Here is a 15,142-nt window from a genome sequence, read left to right as displayed (position 1 = left end):
TGCGGCCAAGCCCCAATGGCCTGGCGCATCCCCCCGATCAGGGCAGTTTGACCTGGGCCATGTACTGGTTGAAAGGGTACTCGGAGAAGCGGTTCCACAGAATCTGGTCCTTCTGGAAGGCGCGCATGTCCTGGTGGATCTTCTTGAACTCGGGCGAGCGCGCCTCGTGCTCGGCAAAGGTTTCCATCGATGCCTTGAAGCCGGCGTCCATCAGTTCCTTGGAGAACGGCTTGAGCTGGGTCTTGTTGGCCACCAGGTTCTTCAGCGCGATGGGGTTGAGCACCTGGTACTTGGCGGTCATGTCGGCTGCGGCCACACGGGTGGCGGCGTCCAGGATGGCCTTGTTCTCGGGCGACAGCGCGTTGTACTTCTTGATGTTGATGAAGAACTCCAGATCGGCCGAGCCTTCCCACCAACCGGGGTAGTAGTAGAACGGAGCGACCTTGTTGAAGCCCAGCTTTTCATCGTCGTAGGGACCAACGAATTCCACCGCGTCCAGCGTGCCCTTTTCCAGCGCCTGGTACACGTCGCCCGCTGGCATGTTCTGCGCGACCACGCCCAGCTTGGCCATGGCCTCACCGAACACACCGCCGCCCATGCGCATCTTGAGGCCCTTCAAGTCGGCCACGGTCTTGATTTCCTTGCGGTACCAGCCGCCCATCTGGGTGGTGGTGTTACCGGCCGATGCGGTCTTGAAGTTGTACTTCTCAAAGAAGGCATCGAGCAGCTTGCGGCCGTTGCCATGGTCCTTCCAACCTGCCATCTGCAGGGTGGTCAGGCCAAAGGGCACCGCGCAGCTGAATGCGAAGATCGGGTCCTTGCCGGTGAAGTAGTAGGCCGCGGTCTGGGCCATGTCGATGGTGTCGCCCTGCAGCGCATCGACCACGCCGAAAGCGGGCATCAGCTCGCCAGCGGGGTGGACCGAGATTTCAAACTTGCCGCCGGACATGGCCTTGACGGCCGCAGACAGCTTTTCAGCGCTGCCGAAGATGGTGTCAAGCGACTTGGGGAAGCTCGAGGCCAGGCGCCAGCGCACTGCAGCCTGTGCATGCACGGCCGGTGCCACTCCTGCGGCCAGAACGCCAGCGATACCGGCATTTTTGATAAGCGAACGACGATCCATTCGTGTCTCCAATTATTTGTTGAAAGTAAAGGTAGCTATCCTGCCATAGGCGCGAGCCGCTTTTAGCTTTGCAAATTGTAGAAATGGTTGCAGAAGTGACTTCAGCGGGTTTTCCCCAGAGTTTTGCAAAGGATTCTGTCCGCATTGCGCCACAGGCGGCGCAGGCCACAAAAAAGCCCGGTACGCAATGACCGGGCTTGTCGGGAGAACCAGGCGCGTGCCCGGCGGCCGATCAGGCTGCTGCGCTCTGGCCGGGCGCCGCCTCTTGCAGCGCAAAACGCTCGCGGATGCTGCGCTCGATGCCGCTGGCATCCAGGCCCTGCATGGCCATCAGCTTGGCCGGGTCACCATGCTCGATAAAGGCATCGGGCAGGCCCAGCTGCAGCACCGGCACATCGATGTGCAGCTGCTGCAGCGCTTCGAGCACCGCGCTGCCCGCGCCACCCATCAGGCAGCCGTCTTCGACAGTGACCAGCGCCTCATGGCTTTGCGCCACTTGCTCGAGCAGCGCGGTATCGAGCGGCTTGGCCCAGCGCATGTTCACCACCGTGGCGTTGAGCGCCTCGCCCGCCTGCAAGGCCGGGTAGAGCAGGCTGCCAAAGGCCAGGATGGCGATGCGCGGGCGGCCCGCCACCGCAGGCTGCGCCTGGCGGCGGATCTCGCCCTTGCCAAAGGGCAGGCCTTCCAGCGATTCGAGTGGCGCGACACCGGCACCGGCACCACGCGGGTAGCGCACGGTCACCGGGTGGTTCTGCGCAAAGGCGGTGCTCAGCAGCTGGCGGCATTCGCGCTCATCGGCCGGGCAGGCCACGCTCATGTTCGGAATGGCACGGGTAAAGGCGATGTCGTAGTTACCGGCATGGGTGGCGCCATCGGCACCGACCAGGCCGGCGCGGTCGAGCGCAAACACCACGGGCAGGTTTTGCAGCGCCACATCGTGGATCAGCTGGTCATAGCCGCGCTGCAGGAAGGTGGAATAGATGGCGACCACGGGCTTGAGCCCTTCGCAGGCCAGGCCAGCGGCGAAGGTCACGCTGTGCTGCTCGGCAATGCCGACATCGAAGTAGCGTTTGGGAAAGCGCTTTTCAAACTCGACCATGCCCGAGCCTTCGCGCATCGCCGGGGTGATCGCGACCAGGCGCTCGTCCTGGGCGGCCATGTCACACAGCCAGTGGCCAAACACCTGGGTGAAGGTGGGCTTGGGTGGCGTGGCGGGCTTGACCAGGCCAATGGCCGGGTCGAACTTGCCCGGGCCATGGTAGGCAACGGGATCGGCCTCGGCCAGCTTGTAGCCCTGGCCTTTTTTGGTGACCACGTGCAAAAACTGCGGGCCCTTGAGCTGGCGGATGTTTTCCAGGGTGGGGATCAGCGAATCGAGGTCATGGCCGTCGATGGGGCCGATGTAGTTGAAACCGAAGTTCTCGAACAGGGTGGCAGGCACCACCATGCCCTTGGCCTGCTGCTCCAGGCGCTTGGCCAGCTCCAGGAGCGGCGGCACCTGCTTGAGCATGCTCTTGCCCACGCCCCGCGCCTTGGCGTAGAACTGGCCGCTCATCAGCTGTGCCAGGTAGCGGTTGAGCGCGCCCACCGGCGGGCTGATGCTCATGTCGTTGTCGTTCAGGATCACCAGCAGATTGGCGTCGCTCACCCCGGCGTTGTTCAACGCCTCGAAGGCCATGCCGGCCGTCATTGCGCCATCGCCAATGATGGCCACGGCCTGGCGGTCGCTGCCCTGCAGCTTGAAAGCCTCGGCCATGCCCAGCGCCGCCGAGATACTGGTCGAGGAGTGGGCGGTACCAAAGGCGTCGTATTCGCTCTCGCTGCGCAGCGGGAAGCCCGAGATCCCGCCCCACTGGCGCAGGCCCTGCATGCGGTCGCGCCGGCCCGTCAGAATCTTGTGCGGATAGGTCTGGTGGCCCACATCCCAGACAAAGCGGTCATGCGGCGTTTCATAGACGGCGTGCAGCGCAATGGTCAGCTCCACCGTGCCCAGGTTGGAGCTGAGGTGCCCGCCGGTCTTGGACACGCTCTCGAGCACGAACTCCCGCAGCTCACGCGCCAGGGTCTTGAGCTCGGCGCGCGACATCTTGCGCAGATCCGCCGGGTCGTTGACGGTGGCTAGCAGGGGAAAGGTCTTCGTGGACATACTATGGTTTGGTCACTTGCTACGCATACCTCGGAAGCATCCGCGCAGTTCTTTTTACTGGAAAGGCAAGGGGCTATGTTAGCGCCTTGAGCCCGGTTAAGCCGCCACAAGGCGCATTTGGCCTACTCAATGGCTGCGGCGCACCACCATGTCGGCCAGGGCCGCGAGCGCAGCGGTCTGCGGCAAACCGCTGCCCGCCAGCGCCTGCTGGGCCTCGGCCAGCAGCTCATGGGCATAGTCGCGCGCGGGCTGCAGGCCCATCAGCGATACATAGGTGGGCTTGTCGTTGTCGGCATCCTTGCCGGCGGTCTTGCCCAGGGTGGCAGAGTCGGCCACCACGTCGAGCACATCATCGATCACCTGGAAGGCCAGCCCCAGGGCGGCCCCGTACTGCTGCAGCGCTGCCAGCGCTGCGCCCTGGATGCCGGCGCAGGTGGCGCCCATCTCGACGCTGGCCTGCAGCAGCGCGCCGGTCTTGAGCTTGTGCATCTGCTGGAGCTGGTCACGCGTGAGCTGCTTGCCCACGCTGGCCAGGTCGATCGCCTGGCCTCCGGCCATGCCGTTGTAGCCCGCTGCCCATGCCAATTGGCGGCACAGGCGCGCCTGCACCGCATCCGAGATGGCACTGCCCTCGGGCACCAGTATCTCGAACGCCAGCGCCTGCAGCGCGTCGCCCGCGAGCAAGGCCTGGGCCTGGCCAAACTGCACATGGACCGTGGGCTTGCCACGGCGCAGCACATCGTTGTCCATGCAGGGCATATCGTCATGCACCAGCGAATAGGCATGGATCAGCTCCACCGCGCAGCCGGCGCGCAAGGACGCCTCTGCCTGGGCGGCATCCAGCTTGCCCACGGCCTGGGCAGCGGCCAGCACCAGCAAGGGGCGCAGGCGCTTGCCGCCGTCGAGCACGGCGTAGCGCATGGGCTCGCCCAGGTTGGCGGGGGCATCGGCGGCAATCCACAGCGTGAGGGCGTCCTCCACGCGGGCGAGTTCCTGGCTGCACCAAAGGGCAAAATTATCGTGCGCTGAAGTCATGGTTAGCACTTATTCCTCGCTGGTCCAGGGCTTGAGCTGGCCCTCATCCAGTACTTTGATCTGGTCCTGCACTGCCTCGAGCTTGCGCCGGCAGAATGCCAGCAGCACGGCGCCGCGCTGGTAGGCGGCCAGCATGTCGCCCAAAGGCAGCTGACCCGACTCGATGCGTGCGACCAGGCCTTCGAGCTCCTGCAGCGCGCTTTCGTAGTTATCGGGTTCGGGCAGGTCCGGCGTGGCAGACGTCTTGGAGGCGGTGGCCTTGGGCATGGGCAAAGGGGGCAAACAGCGTGCCCAGGTGCATGGATGTAAAGGCTCGATTTTAGGCGCAGGACAAGCGGCTGCGGACGCAGCGACCGCCGCGCACCGCCCAGCGCACTGCTGGCCCGGGCCAATTCCCACAAAAGATCCCGGCGATCTATCGTGAAATATGAGGTTGCAGCTATCAATTTGATAATATTGGCCCCCTGTCGATGCCATGGTGGGTCGGTGACAAGCTGTGTCACCCATAGCCAATTCACGCATGGACAGAACGGGAATAACCCCACTGGGTATAATCCCATTTTTCGCGAAACCGGCCATCCTTTGTTGTTGCTGCCGGTTTTATTTTTTTCTCCGCGTGCGCACGCGCACCCTCCCTGTGGGGAGTCTTTAGGTCAGGTCACCCATGTCTGATTTAAGTCTTCAACTGCAGCAGGCCGCAAGCCAACTTCCAGTTTCAAGCTACTTTGATCAAGCGCTTTTCGAGCGTGAGATGCAAACCATCTTCCAGCACGGCCCCAAATATGTGGGCCACCAGCTGGCGATTCCCGAGATTGGCGACTACTACGCCCTTCCCCATGAGAAGGAAGGGCGGGCCCTGGTGCGCAATGCCGCAGGCCAGGCCGAGCTGATCTCCAACGTCTGCCGCCACCGCCAGGCGGTGATGCTCAAGGGCCGGGGCTCGCTCAACCACCAGCAAAAAGGCAGCGCCGGCGGCAATATCGTCTGCCCGCTGCACCGCTGGACCTACAGCCCCAGCGGCGAGCTGCTGGGCGCGCCACATTTTGCCCAGGATCCCTGCCTCAACCTGAACAACTACAAGTTGCAGGAGTGGAATGGCCTCCTCTTTGAGGACAACGGCCGCAACATCCAGGCCGATCTGGCCAACATGGGTCCGGCCGCTGCCTTGAGCTTTGATGGCTTTGTGCTCAACCATGTCGAGATGCATGAGTGCAACTACAACTGGAAGACCTTTATCGAGGTCTATCTGGAGGACTACCACGTCGGCCCCTTCCACCCCGGACTGGGCAATTTCGTCACCTGCGACGATCTGAAGTGGGAGTTCGCCAAGGAGTACTCGGTGCAGACGGTCGGCGTGGCGCCCACCTTTGCCAAGCCGGGCTCGGACATCTACAAGACCTGGCACGAGGTGCTGCTGAACTTCCGAGGCGGCAAGATGCCCGAGCATGGCGCCATCTGGCTGACCTACTACCCCCACATCATGGTGGAGTGGTACCCGCATGTGCTGACGGTCTCGACCCTGCACCCCATGGGCCCGGACAAGACCATGAACGTGGTGGAGTTCTACTACCCCGAGGAAATCAGCGCCTTCGAGCCCGAGTTTGTGCAGGCCCAGCGCGCCGCCTATATGGAGACGGCCATCGAGGACGACGAGATTGCCGAGCGCATGGATGCCGGCCGCAAGGCCTTGTATGAGCGTGGCGACAACGAAGTCGGTCCCTACCAGAGTCCGATGGAAGACGGCATGCAGCACTTCCACGAGTGGTATCGGGGTATGATGCAGGCCGCTGTTCCAGACAAGTGATCTGCCACAGCCAGGCACTCCCAACTATTTAGACCCTCAGATAGCTGCTAGCGCACTGCGATAGCAGCTTTTTTCATTAAAGATCTCCCATGCAAGCCCTTTGGATGGTGGCCGCTGCGTTCATGTTTGCACTCATGGGCGTGTGCATCAAGTTCGCCTCTGTGTATTTCAATGCGGCCGAGATCGTGTTCTACCGCGGCCTCATCAGCATGGCGCTGATCTGGTGGCTCACCCGGCGCCAGCATATTTCGCTCACCACCCGCTACCCCAAGATGCATGCCTGGCGCAGCTGCATCGGCGTCACCTCGATGGGCATGTGGTTCTATGCGATCGGCAAGCTGCCGCTGGCTACTGCGATGACCTTGAACTACATGAGCAGCCTCTGGGTGGCAGCCTTTGTGGTGGGCAGTGCGCTGCTTACCTGGCGCCCCAAGGGCGAAGGCGACCAGCCGGCGCTGAATATTCCGCTGGTGCTGACGGTGATCAGCGGCTTTTGCGGCGTCATTTTGATGCTGCGCCCCAATATCGAGGCCGACCAGATGTTCGCCGGCCTGGTGGGCCTGATGTCCGGCCTGATCTCGGCCTTTGCCTATATGCAGGTGGTGGCCTTGTCGCGCATGGGCGAGCCCGAGCAGCGCGTGGTCTTCTACTTTGCCGTGGGCTCGGCCATTGCCGGCGGCCTGGCGACCTTGTTTGTCGGCACCTCCAGCTTCCCCGGCTGGCCGGCGCTCTGGTTGATCCCTGTCGGCATTCTGGCCGCCGGTGCCCAGCTGGCGATGACGCGCGCCTACGGCTCGGCCACCACGCGCCGCGCCACCCTGGTCGTCGCCAATCTGCAGTACTCGGGCATTGTGTTTGCGGGCCTCTTTAGCATCGTCGTCTTTGGCGACCAGATTCCGGCGATTGGCTGGATGGGCATGGCCTTGATCGTGGGCAGCGGCATCGTCGCCACGGTGCTGCGCAAGCGCTGACCCGGGCCTGCCGCTACTGGCGGGGTTAGGCGGCACCCGTTGCCTGCAGCAGGCGCGGCGCTGCCACATAATGTTTGCAAGATTTTTCTTGGAGCACCTGCCATGGCCACCACGCCCCTCACCGCTGCATATACCACCCTGATCACCGTCGCCCAATTGCAGGCGCTGCAGCAGTCCAGCCCCCAGCAGGTGATGGTGTTTGACTGCAGCTTTGACCTGAGCCAGCCGGCCGCCGGTGCCGAGCAGTTCGCGCAGAGCCATATCGCAGGCGCCGTCTACGCCAACCTCGACAAGGACCTGAGCGCCCCGCACGGCGCCCTCAGCCACGGCCAGACGATTGCCGCCACCGACCTGGGCGAGCCGGCCTCTGGCGGCCGCCATCCGCTGCCCAGCCGCGAGCGCTTTGCGGTGTGGCTGTCGCAAGTGGGCTTTCGCAATGACATGCAGGCCGTCGTCTATGACCGCAATGGCGTGAACTACGCCGGCCGCCTGTGGTGGATGCTCAAGTGGGCCGGCCATGATGCCGTCGCCGTGCTCGACGGCGGCTTGCAGACCTGGCAGGCCGCAGGCGGCGCGGTGGAGGCGGGCGAAGCAGTCAGCCATTTCCAAAGCAACTTCGAGCTGCGCCCTGCGCTGCGCACGCTCAAGACCGCGGCTCAGGTACAGCAAGCCCTGGGTACGCCGCAAACCATCATCGACGCGCGTGCACCCGCGCGTTACCGTGGTGAGGTCGAACCGCTGGACCCGGTGGCCGGCCATATCCCTGGCGCGCTCAACCGGCCCTTTACGACCAATATCGCTGCAGATGGCCGCTTCAAGCCTGCCGCCGAGCTGCGTGCCGAGTTTGATGCGCTGCTGGCCGGGCACGACCCGCAGACGGTGGTGCACCAGTGCGGCAGCGGCGTCAGCGCGCTGCCCAATCTGATCGCGATGGAGATTGCCGGCTATGCGCCTACGGCACTGTTTGCCGGTAGCTGGAGCGAATGGTGCAGCGACCCAGCGCGCCCGGTGGAAAAGGGCTGATGGGCCGGTGCTGAATGCGGGGTCTGACCGCGCTCCCGCCGGCGGCCAGACCCGATCTGCACAGGATTACTGGCGATCCCAGACGTAGTAAGCCACACCCTCGAAGTTGAAATGAGGCAAGGTCGCCACGACAAAATCACGCTCGGCAGCGCTGGTCGTGTAGAAATGCGTACCGGTCAGAGAATTGAGGAAACGGAACATGGGCACCGATCCCTCCCCTGCAGCCTGGCGGGCGTACCAGGCCACTCCATCCAGATTGAACTGGGGATAGTTCGCCATCACATACGCCTGCTCCGCCGGGTTAATGGTGAAGAAGTGCGCGCTAGTGGCGGTGTTGTAGAAGCGGTAAACCGCATCAGGTGCAGCTGCGGTCTGTGTGGACGCATAGAAACCAATATTTTCATATTGGAAGTTCAGGCCACCTTGAACCAAGGCATCGCGCTCCTGCGCGCTAGCGGTGAAGAAATGCGTGCCATTTTGCGTGTTGTAGAAGCGGTAGACCGGCATGCGGCCTGCGACCGGGGTTTGCGTGCCACCTGCATCCACCAGCCATTTGCGCAGGGCAGGCATCACGCTGTTCAAGCTGGGGTAGAAGCTGTAGGCGCCGCCCGCGTTGGCGCGGCAGCTGGCTTCCGAGGCGCCGGTCAGCACACCGGTGACGGCGCCATTGTTGAACAGTGGTGAGCCACTGCTTCCCGGCTGGGTCAGGCCCAGGGTCCATTGCACATAGTAGTAGTTGCCGCTGCTGGGGGCAGAGGTACAGAACACGCTTTTGCTGTCCAGGCTGCAGTCGTAGCGCGAAGACATGGTGCCAAAGCTGATCTTTTGCAGACCGCCATCAGGATGGTGCACGCCCGCGACGCTCGTATTGCTGGGCACGATGCTGCTGTCCCAGCCCAGGAACACGGCACCCGCTGGCGGCGTGTCGTTGAGTTTGAGAAGGGTGACATCGGGGTTGGCACTGCTGTAGAGCAGTTGGGCGCCATTGCGCAGATTCACGCTGCTGGGTGACAGGCTGTTGCTGGAGCAGCGGGTGGAGGTGTAGAACCAGTCGGTCTCCAGCGCCGAAGCCAGCGTCTGGGTCGACATGCAGTGGGCAGCGGTCAGGAAGTACGGTGTTCTGGAGCCCTGGGCATCGTTGAGCAGGCTGCCGGTGCACAGACCATAGTAGTAACTGCCATCGGCCATGCGCTCGGTCACATAGGCCATGCGGGCAACGCCTTTGCGCTCGGTTGCGAGCTGGCTGAAACAGTTCACATCCAGATGGCAATCGACCGGGTTGCCCAGCGGCAAGGCCTTGGCATCTTCTTGTGCTGCATCCGATTCATCCGGACCCAGTGGCAGCGACAGGTTTTCATAGATGTGCATGACCTGCGGCAGAGACACCTTGAGCTGCTCAGGCGCTGTGCCCGGTGGCAGCTCAATCTCCAAGGTCACCTGCTCGCCTGAGCTGCTGGGCGTCCACCAGGTGCGGCCCGCTTCGCTGTTGTCGCCAGCATCCAGGTTCGCCTGCAGAATCTGCATGACGCGCTGGCCGGCAATCTCGAATACCGCAGCAGGCTGGTGGTCGGTATAAAGGCGCAGCATCGCGCTGCCAGGCAACTGCTCGACCACCAGGCCCAGGCGCAGGCCTTGGGCACCAGCGGAGCGCACACTCAAGGCCGCCACGGTGCCGCCCTTGGCCGAGGGCTGCCATTGCAGCAACTGCGCCGTTTGCGCAGCGGACTGGGCTTGCTGCACCGCGCGCGAGGCGCCAATGATCTGCACGGGCATCTCGGGGGCCGACTTCAGGCCCGTCCACTCACCCAGGTCGATGGCGACCGGCTGGATGGCCAGGCCCGCGTCCATGCTCTTGGTGCGGACAAACTCAAGCGGCACGCCAGCTGGCTGCTCCAGCGCCGGCACCTTGAACACCGAATCGGCCTGGCCTGGCGGCACCGCCGCGCCAGCCGCTGAGGCCATGCCCACCATCGCGCCCCAGGTGACCAAACTGGCCACTCCGATTTTTGCCATCCACCCCATGCCCATACCCCTTCTTGGCCTTCAATACAAAACGAAGCATTCTAAGATTTATTTTACAAATCACTGGTTGAGCTTCTGTGTCAATCCTTGCAAGGGACACGGCTGTGGACAAACCGCATCAATGCCCTGCCGACTTCGAAAACAGATTGATCACCAGCACCCCGGCAATAATCAGCCCCATGCCTGCCATCGCTCCGGCATCGAGCTTTTGCCCATGCAGGGCCCAGGCGATCAGCGAGATCGCCACGATCCCCACACCCGACCAGATGGCATAGGCAATGCCGGTGGGTATGGTTTTCAAGGTCTGCGCCAGCAGGTAGAACGACAGCACATAGCCCAGGCCGCAAATCAGGCTGGGCACCAGCCGGGTAAAGCCCTCGGACGACTTCATCGCCGTGGTGGCCATCACTTCCAGCGCAATCGCGCCGCCCAGGTAAACATAGGCATTCATCACCATTCCTTCTTTCCTTCTTTGATTGGCAGCTGTGCGCCAAAGCTCCACCGCTGCAGGTATTGGCATCCAAGGCAGATAAACCCACCTGCCCCGCAAAAATAACAAAGGCCCCGGCTTGGCGCCAGGGCCTTATCGCTTGGGCGAGCCCTTGCCAACGGCAGGGAGCCCAGCCCACATCCGGAACACCTCAACCGGTATTGCGCAGCGCCGCCGCAATGCCGTTGATGGAGATATGGATACCGGTCTTGACCCGCTCATTGTCCTCGCCATTGCGCCAGCGGCGGATCAGCTCCACCTGCAGATGGTGCAGGGGATCGATATAGGGGAAGCGGTGGCGGATCGAGCGCTCCAGCGCCGGGTTGTTGGCCAGGCGATTGGCCTCTCCGGTGATCAGCGCCAGCGCCTCGGCCGTGCTCTTCCATTCGGCCTCGATCGCCTGGAACACGCGCTTGCGCAAGCGGGTGTCTGCCACCAGCTCGCTGTAGCGCAGCGCCAGCGCCATATCGCTCTTGGCCAGCACCATGTCCATATTGGACAGCAGGGTGCGGAAAAACGGCCACTGGCGGTACATCTTCTGCAGCAAGGCCCATTGCAGCTTGGCGGTCTTGCCCTCCTGGCTGACAAAGGCCTGCACGGCCGAACCAAAGCCATACCAGCCCGGCAGGGTCAGGCGGCACTGGCCCCAGCTGAAGCCCCAGGGAATGGCGCGCAAATCCTCGATGCGCTGGCTGGCCTTGCGCGATGCAGGGCGCGAGCCGATATTGAGCTCGGCAATCTCGCGGATCGGGGTGGAGCTGAAAAAATAGCTCTCAAAGCCCTTGGTGCCGTAGACCAGGTCGCGGTAGGCGGCCATGCTGGCGGCGGACAGGTCAGCGGCCGCATCCAAAAACGCCTGGCTGGCGGGCTTGGTGGGCTGCAGCAAGGTCGCCTCCAAGGTGGCAGCCACCAGCGTTTCCAGGTTGCGCCGGCCGATCTCGGGGTTGGCGTACTTGGAGGCAATCACCTCGCCCTGCTCGGTCAGGCGGATCTGGCCGCGCACGGTGCCCGGCGGCTGGGCCAAAATTGCCTGGTAGCTCGGGCCGCCGCCCCGCCCCACGGTGCCGCCCCGGCCATGGAACAGGCGCAGCTGCACGGGGTTGGGCTGGCTCAGCTCGTCAAACAGGGCGACGAGCGCCAGCTCGGCCTGGTACAGCTCCCAGTTGCTGGTGAAGATGCCGCCATCCTTGTTGCTGTCGCTGTAGCCCAGCATGATGTCCTGCTCGGCGCCGCTGCGCTGGATCAGCGCCGCAATATGGGGCAGCGCGTAGTACTCGCGCATGATGGTCGCCGCATGGCGCAGGTCATCGATGGTCTCGAACAGCGGGCTCACGATCAAGGTTGCGCGCGACTGGCCGTCGTTGATGCGGCCGCTGAGCAAGCCCACCTCTTTTTGCAGCAGCAGCACTTCGAGCAGGTCGCTGACCGATTCGGTGTGGCTGATGATGTAGTGGCGGATCGCGTCCTGGCCATAGAGCTGCACCGACAGCCGCGCGCGCTCAAAAATCGCCATCTCGCTTTGGCAGCGCTCGCTGTAGCTGGCGCCCACCACGCGCAAGGGGCGCGCATCGCTCAGCAATTGCAGCAGCAGCTCACGCTTGGCCGCCTCGCTCAGCTGGCTGTAGTCGGCCTGCAGGCCGGCGGTGGCCAGCAGCTCGCTGATCACCGCCTCATGCTGGTCCGAGCTTTGGCGCAGATCGACGGTGGCCAGATGGAAGCCAAACACCTGCACCGCGCGGATCAGCGGTGACAGGCGCTGCTCGACCAGTGCGCGGCCATGGTTGTCGCGCAGCGAGTCTTCAATAACGCGCAGATCGGCCAGAAACTCGTCACTGGTGGCATAGGGGTTCTGCGGCGCCACCGCATGGCGGGCCGCTTCACCGCCGCTCAGGTTCTTCAAGGTCGCAGCGAGGCGCGCATACACGCCAATCAGCGCGCGGCGGTAGGGCTCGTCCTCGCGGTGCTGGCTGGTATCGGGCGAGCGTGCCGCCAGCGCCTGCAAGGCAGCGGTGTTGCCGGCCAGGCGCTGGGACATCGACAGCTCGCCGCCCAGGTAGTGCACCTCGGTCAGGTAGTGGCGCAGCACCAGGTCGGACTGGCGGCGCAGCGCTTCCTGCAGGCTCTTGGCGGTGACATTGGGGTTGCCGTCGCGGTCACCGCCAATCCACTGGCCCATGCGCAAGAAGGTGGCCAGGTCGCGCTCGCCCAGCTCGCGCTCGAGCGCAGCATAGAGCTTGGGGATCTCGGTCAGGAAGGTGGCCTGGTAGTAGCTCAGCGCGTTGTCGATCTCGTCCTCGACCGTCAGCTTGGAGTAGCGCAGCAGGCGCGTCTGCCACAGCTGGGTGACCTGGGCGCTCAGCTGCAGCTCGTTGTCGGCCAGCTGGCGCGGGGTCAGCGTGTCCTTGCTGCTGTTGAAGAGCTGGGCACGCTGGGCGATATCGTCGCGCGCCACCAGCAAGGCGGCAATGGCACGCTCGGCATCCAGAATGCTCTTGCGCTGCACCTCGGTGGGGTGGGCAGTGAGCACCGGCGAGATCAGGCTGTGCGCCAGCGTCTGCGAGACCGCCTTGACGGGGATGCCGGCCCAGCGCAGCCGCGCCAGCGCCACCTCGATGCTGCCTTCCTGGGTATTGCCGGCGCGCTCATGGATCTCGCGGCGGCGGATATGGTGGCGGTCTTCGGCCAGGTTGGCCAGGTGCGAGAAATAGGTGAAGGCGCGGATCACGCTCACCGTCTGGTCGCCCGACAGGCCCTTGAGCAGCGATTTGAGCGATTTCTCCGCATCCTGGTCGTCATTGCGGCGGTAGGCCACCGACAGCTGGCGCACCTGCTCGATCAAGTCGAACGCGGCCTGGCCCTCCTGCTCGCGAATCACATCGCCCAGAATCCGGCCCAGAAGCCGGATGTCATCCATCAAAGGCTGGTCCTTGTCCGCACGGCGCGTGACGGCCTGGGGAGCGGCAGGGCTGCTCGCCTTGGGTTTGCGCGCCGGGGTCTTGGCGACTGCAGGGGTGTCTTTTTTGCTGGCAGTGGTCATGGGCGAAGAAGCATAGGGCTGAAAGATCCACGCCGCCCAAAGTCGCACTGCGCCAAAGAGCGGCGCTGCACATGCTAGCATCAGCCGCCTGTTGTGAACCGCTTGTTGACCACGTAAGGTGTCCGGCCGCCGAGAAAGAGGAGACCGGGCCTGGCGTGGTCCCCCATCCCATGAGCTCCTTGTCCCTGACCATCGCCACGCGCGAAAGCCAGCTTGCCCTGTGGCAGGCTGAACATGTGCAACATATCCTGCAGCGCCTGGGCCACCAGGTCAGCCTGCTGGGGATGACCACCTTGGGCGACCAGATTCTGGACCGCACGCTGTCCAAGGTGGGCGGCAAGGGTCTGTTCGTCAAAGAGCTGGAAACGGCGCTGGAGACCGGCCGCGCCGACCTGGCCGTGCACTCGCTCAAGGATGTGCCGATGGAGCTGCCACCGGGTTTTGCGCTGGCAGCCGTGCTCGAACGCGAGGACCCGCGCGATGCTTGGGTCTCCAACCACTACACCAGCCTGCAGGACCTGCCCCAGGGCGCCGTGGTCGGCACCTCCAGCCTGCGCCGCCAGGTGCTGCTGCGTGCGCTGCGCCCTGACCTCGATATCCAGCCGCTGCGCGGCAATGTCAACACCCGCTTGCGCAAGCTCGACGAAGGCCAGTACGACGGCATTGTGCTGGCCGCTGCCGGCCTCAAGCGCCTGGCACTGGATGCGCGCATCCGCCATGCTTTTGACACCGACACCATGCTGCCCGCGGCCGGCCAGGGCGCGCTGGGCATTGAGGTGCGCAGCGACCGCCAGGACCTGTTGGAGCTGTTTGCCGGCCTGGCCGATCCGCGCACCTGGCAGACCGTGACGGCCGAGCGCGCCGTCAGCCGCTGCATGGGCGGCAGCTGCTCGATGCCGCTGGCCGCGCACGGCGAATGGCAGGACGGCCAGCTCTGGCTGCGCGCCGCCTGGGGCGACGAAGCCAACCCGAATGCCCCCCTGGTGTCTGCGCAAGCCCGCGCGGCCGTCACCGACCTGGCCAGCGCCGATGCGCTGGGCCAGCAGGTGGCAGCGCTGCTGCAGCAAGCGGGCGCGCAGGTGCGCCGCTGAGCACCCGGCCGACGTCCACCATGGCTCCGTCCAGCCGCCGCATCATCATCACCCGCCCGCAGCCCGAGGCGGACGACTGGGTCGCCCAGCTGCGCCAGCGCGGGCTGCGGGCCGATGCGCTGCCACTGATCGATATTGTTCCAGCCGACAGCCCCGCCCACCACACGGCGCGGCTGCAGGTGCGCCAGCATTGGCAGCGCTATGGCGCGCTGATGCTGGTCAGCACCAATGCGGCCCGCTTTTTTCTGGACCCGGCCCTGGTGCAGGCGCTGGCCCAGCAGCAGCGCAGTGCGCCCCATACCCGGCTGTGGTGGCCGGGCCCCGGGCCCCCCCGCCCCGCCCCCGCGCGGGGGGGGGCCCACGAGTTGTTAGACCCACCCCCCCCCCCAGCCCCCCCCGA

The 15,142-nt window shown here is 64.4% G+C and carries 12 protein-coding genes; 5 read left to right on the top strand and 7 right to left on the bottom strand.

Annotation, left to right across the window (positions count from 1 at the left end):
• Window positions 1–37: 37 nt before the first annotated feature.
• The 4 genes from WH265_RS14465 to WH265_RS14450 form a co-directional block, all read right to left on the bottom strand.
• Window positions 38–1,123, bottom strand: a complete 1,086-nt coding sequence (locus WH265_RS14465) for a TRAP transporter substrate-binding protein (RefSeq protein ID WP_021026007.1) — start codon at window positions 1,121–1,123, stop codon at window positions 38–40.
• 232 nt (window positions 1,124–1,355) lie between these two features.
• A complete protein-coding gene (gene dxs / locus WH265_RS14460; protein WP_339558719.1) occupies window positions 1,356–3,269 on the bottom strand; it encodes a 1-deoxy-D-xylulose-5-phosphate synthase in 1,914 nt (637 codons plus the stop codon).
• A 126-nt stretch (window positions 3,270–3,395) separates the two neighbouring features.
• The gene (locus WH265_RS14455) at window positions 3,396–4,304 is read right to left on the bottom strand and encodes a polyprenyl synthetase family protein (RefSeq protein ID WP_312986957.1); all 909 of its coding nucleotides are present in this window, start codon (window positions 4,302–4,304) and stop codon (window positions 3,396–3,398) included.
• 9 nt (window positions 4,305–4,313) lie between these two features.
• Window positions 4,314–4,571, bottom strand: a complete 258-nt coding sequence (locus WH265_RS14450) for an exodeoxyribonuclease VII small subunit (protein ID WP_339558718.1) — start codon at window positions 4,569–4,571, stop codon at window positions 4,314–4,316.
• 397 nt (window positions 4,572–4,968) lie between these two features.
• Between WH265_RS14450 and WH265_RS14445 the strand changes: the two genes are divergently transcribed.
• From WH265_RS14445 to WH265_RS14435, 3 genes are all read left to right on the top strand, one after another.
• Window positions 4,969–6,108 carry an aromatic ring-hydroxylating oxygenase subunit alpha gene (locus WH265_RS14445; protein ID WP_021026003.1) on the top strand — a complete coding sequence of 380 codons (1,140 nt, stop codon included), beginning with the start codon at window positions 4,969–4,971 and terminating at the stop codon, window positions 6,106–6,108.
• Between the two features lie 89 nt (window positions 6,109–6,197).
• Window positions 6,198–7,079 (top strand): DMT family transporter, encoded by an 882-nt coding sequence (locus WH265_RS14440; RefSeq protein WP_027010688.1) that lies wholly within the window; start codon window positions 6,198–6,200, stop codon window positions 7,077–7,079.
• Between the two features lie 102 nt (window positions 7,080–7,181).
• A complete protein-coding gene (locus WH265_RS14435) occupies window positions 7,182–8,102 on the top strand; it encodes a sulfurtransferase (protein WP_021026001.1) in 921 nt (306 codons plus the stop codon).
• 66 nt (window positions 8,103–8,168) lie between these two features.
• On the opposite strand, the gene WH265_RS14430 is transcribed toward WH265_RS14435, so the two are convergent.
• From WH265_RS14430 to ppc, 3 genes are all read right to left on the bottom strand, one after another.
• Window positions 8,169–10,115: a trypsin-like peptidase domain-containing protein gene (locus WH265_RS14430; protein ID WP_339558717.1), complete on the bottom strand. Its 1,947-nt coding sequence runs from the start codon at window positions 10,113–10,115 to the stop codon at window positions 8,169–8,171.
• A gap of 127 nt (window positions 10,116–10,242) precedes the next feature.
• On the bottom strand, window positions 10,243–10,575 hold the full coding sequence (locus WH265_RS14425) for an SMR family transporter (protein WP_133248137.1): 333 nt from the start codon (window positions 10,573–10,575) through the stop codon (window positions 10,243–10,245).
• A 190-nt stretch (window positions 10,576–10,765) separates the two neighbouring features.
• A complete protein-coding gene (ppc, locus tag WH265_RS14420; protein WP_445228530.1) occupies window positions 10,766–13,651 on the bottom strand; it encodes a phosphoenolpyruvate carboxylase in 2,886 nt (961 codons plus the stop codon).
• Window positions 13,652–13,821: 170 nt separating this feature from the next.
• Here ppc and hemC point away from each other — a divergent pair, with 170 nt between their 5' ends.
• Together hemC and WH265_RS14410 are read left to right on the top strand one after the other, a co-directional pair.
• A complete protein-coding gene (hemC, locus tag WH265_RS14415; protein WP_339558716.1) occupies window positions 13,822–14,742 on the top strand; it encodes a hydroxymethylbilane synthase in 921 nt (306 codons plus the stop codon).
• A gap of 20 nt (window positions 14,743–14,762) precedes the next feature.
• A partial coding sequence (locus tag WH265_RS14410) for a uroporphyrinogen-III synthase (RefSeq protein ID WP_339558715.1) occupies window positions 14,763–15,142 on the top strand: 380 nt, incomplete at its 3' end.

The sequence above is a fragment of the Comamonas sp. MYb396 genome, from assembly GCF_037479555.1.
Taxonomy (GTDB): domain Bacteria; phylum Pseudomonadota; class Gammaproteobacteria; order Burkholderiales; family Burkholderiaceae_C; genus Comamonas.
This window is presented reverse-complemented; position numbering and strand designations above follow the sequence as displayed.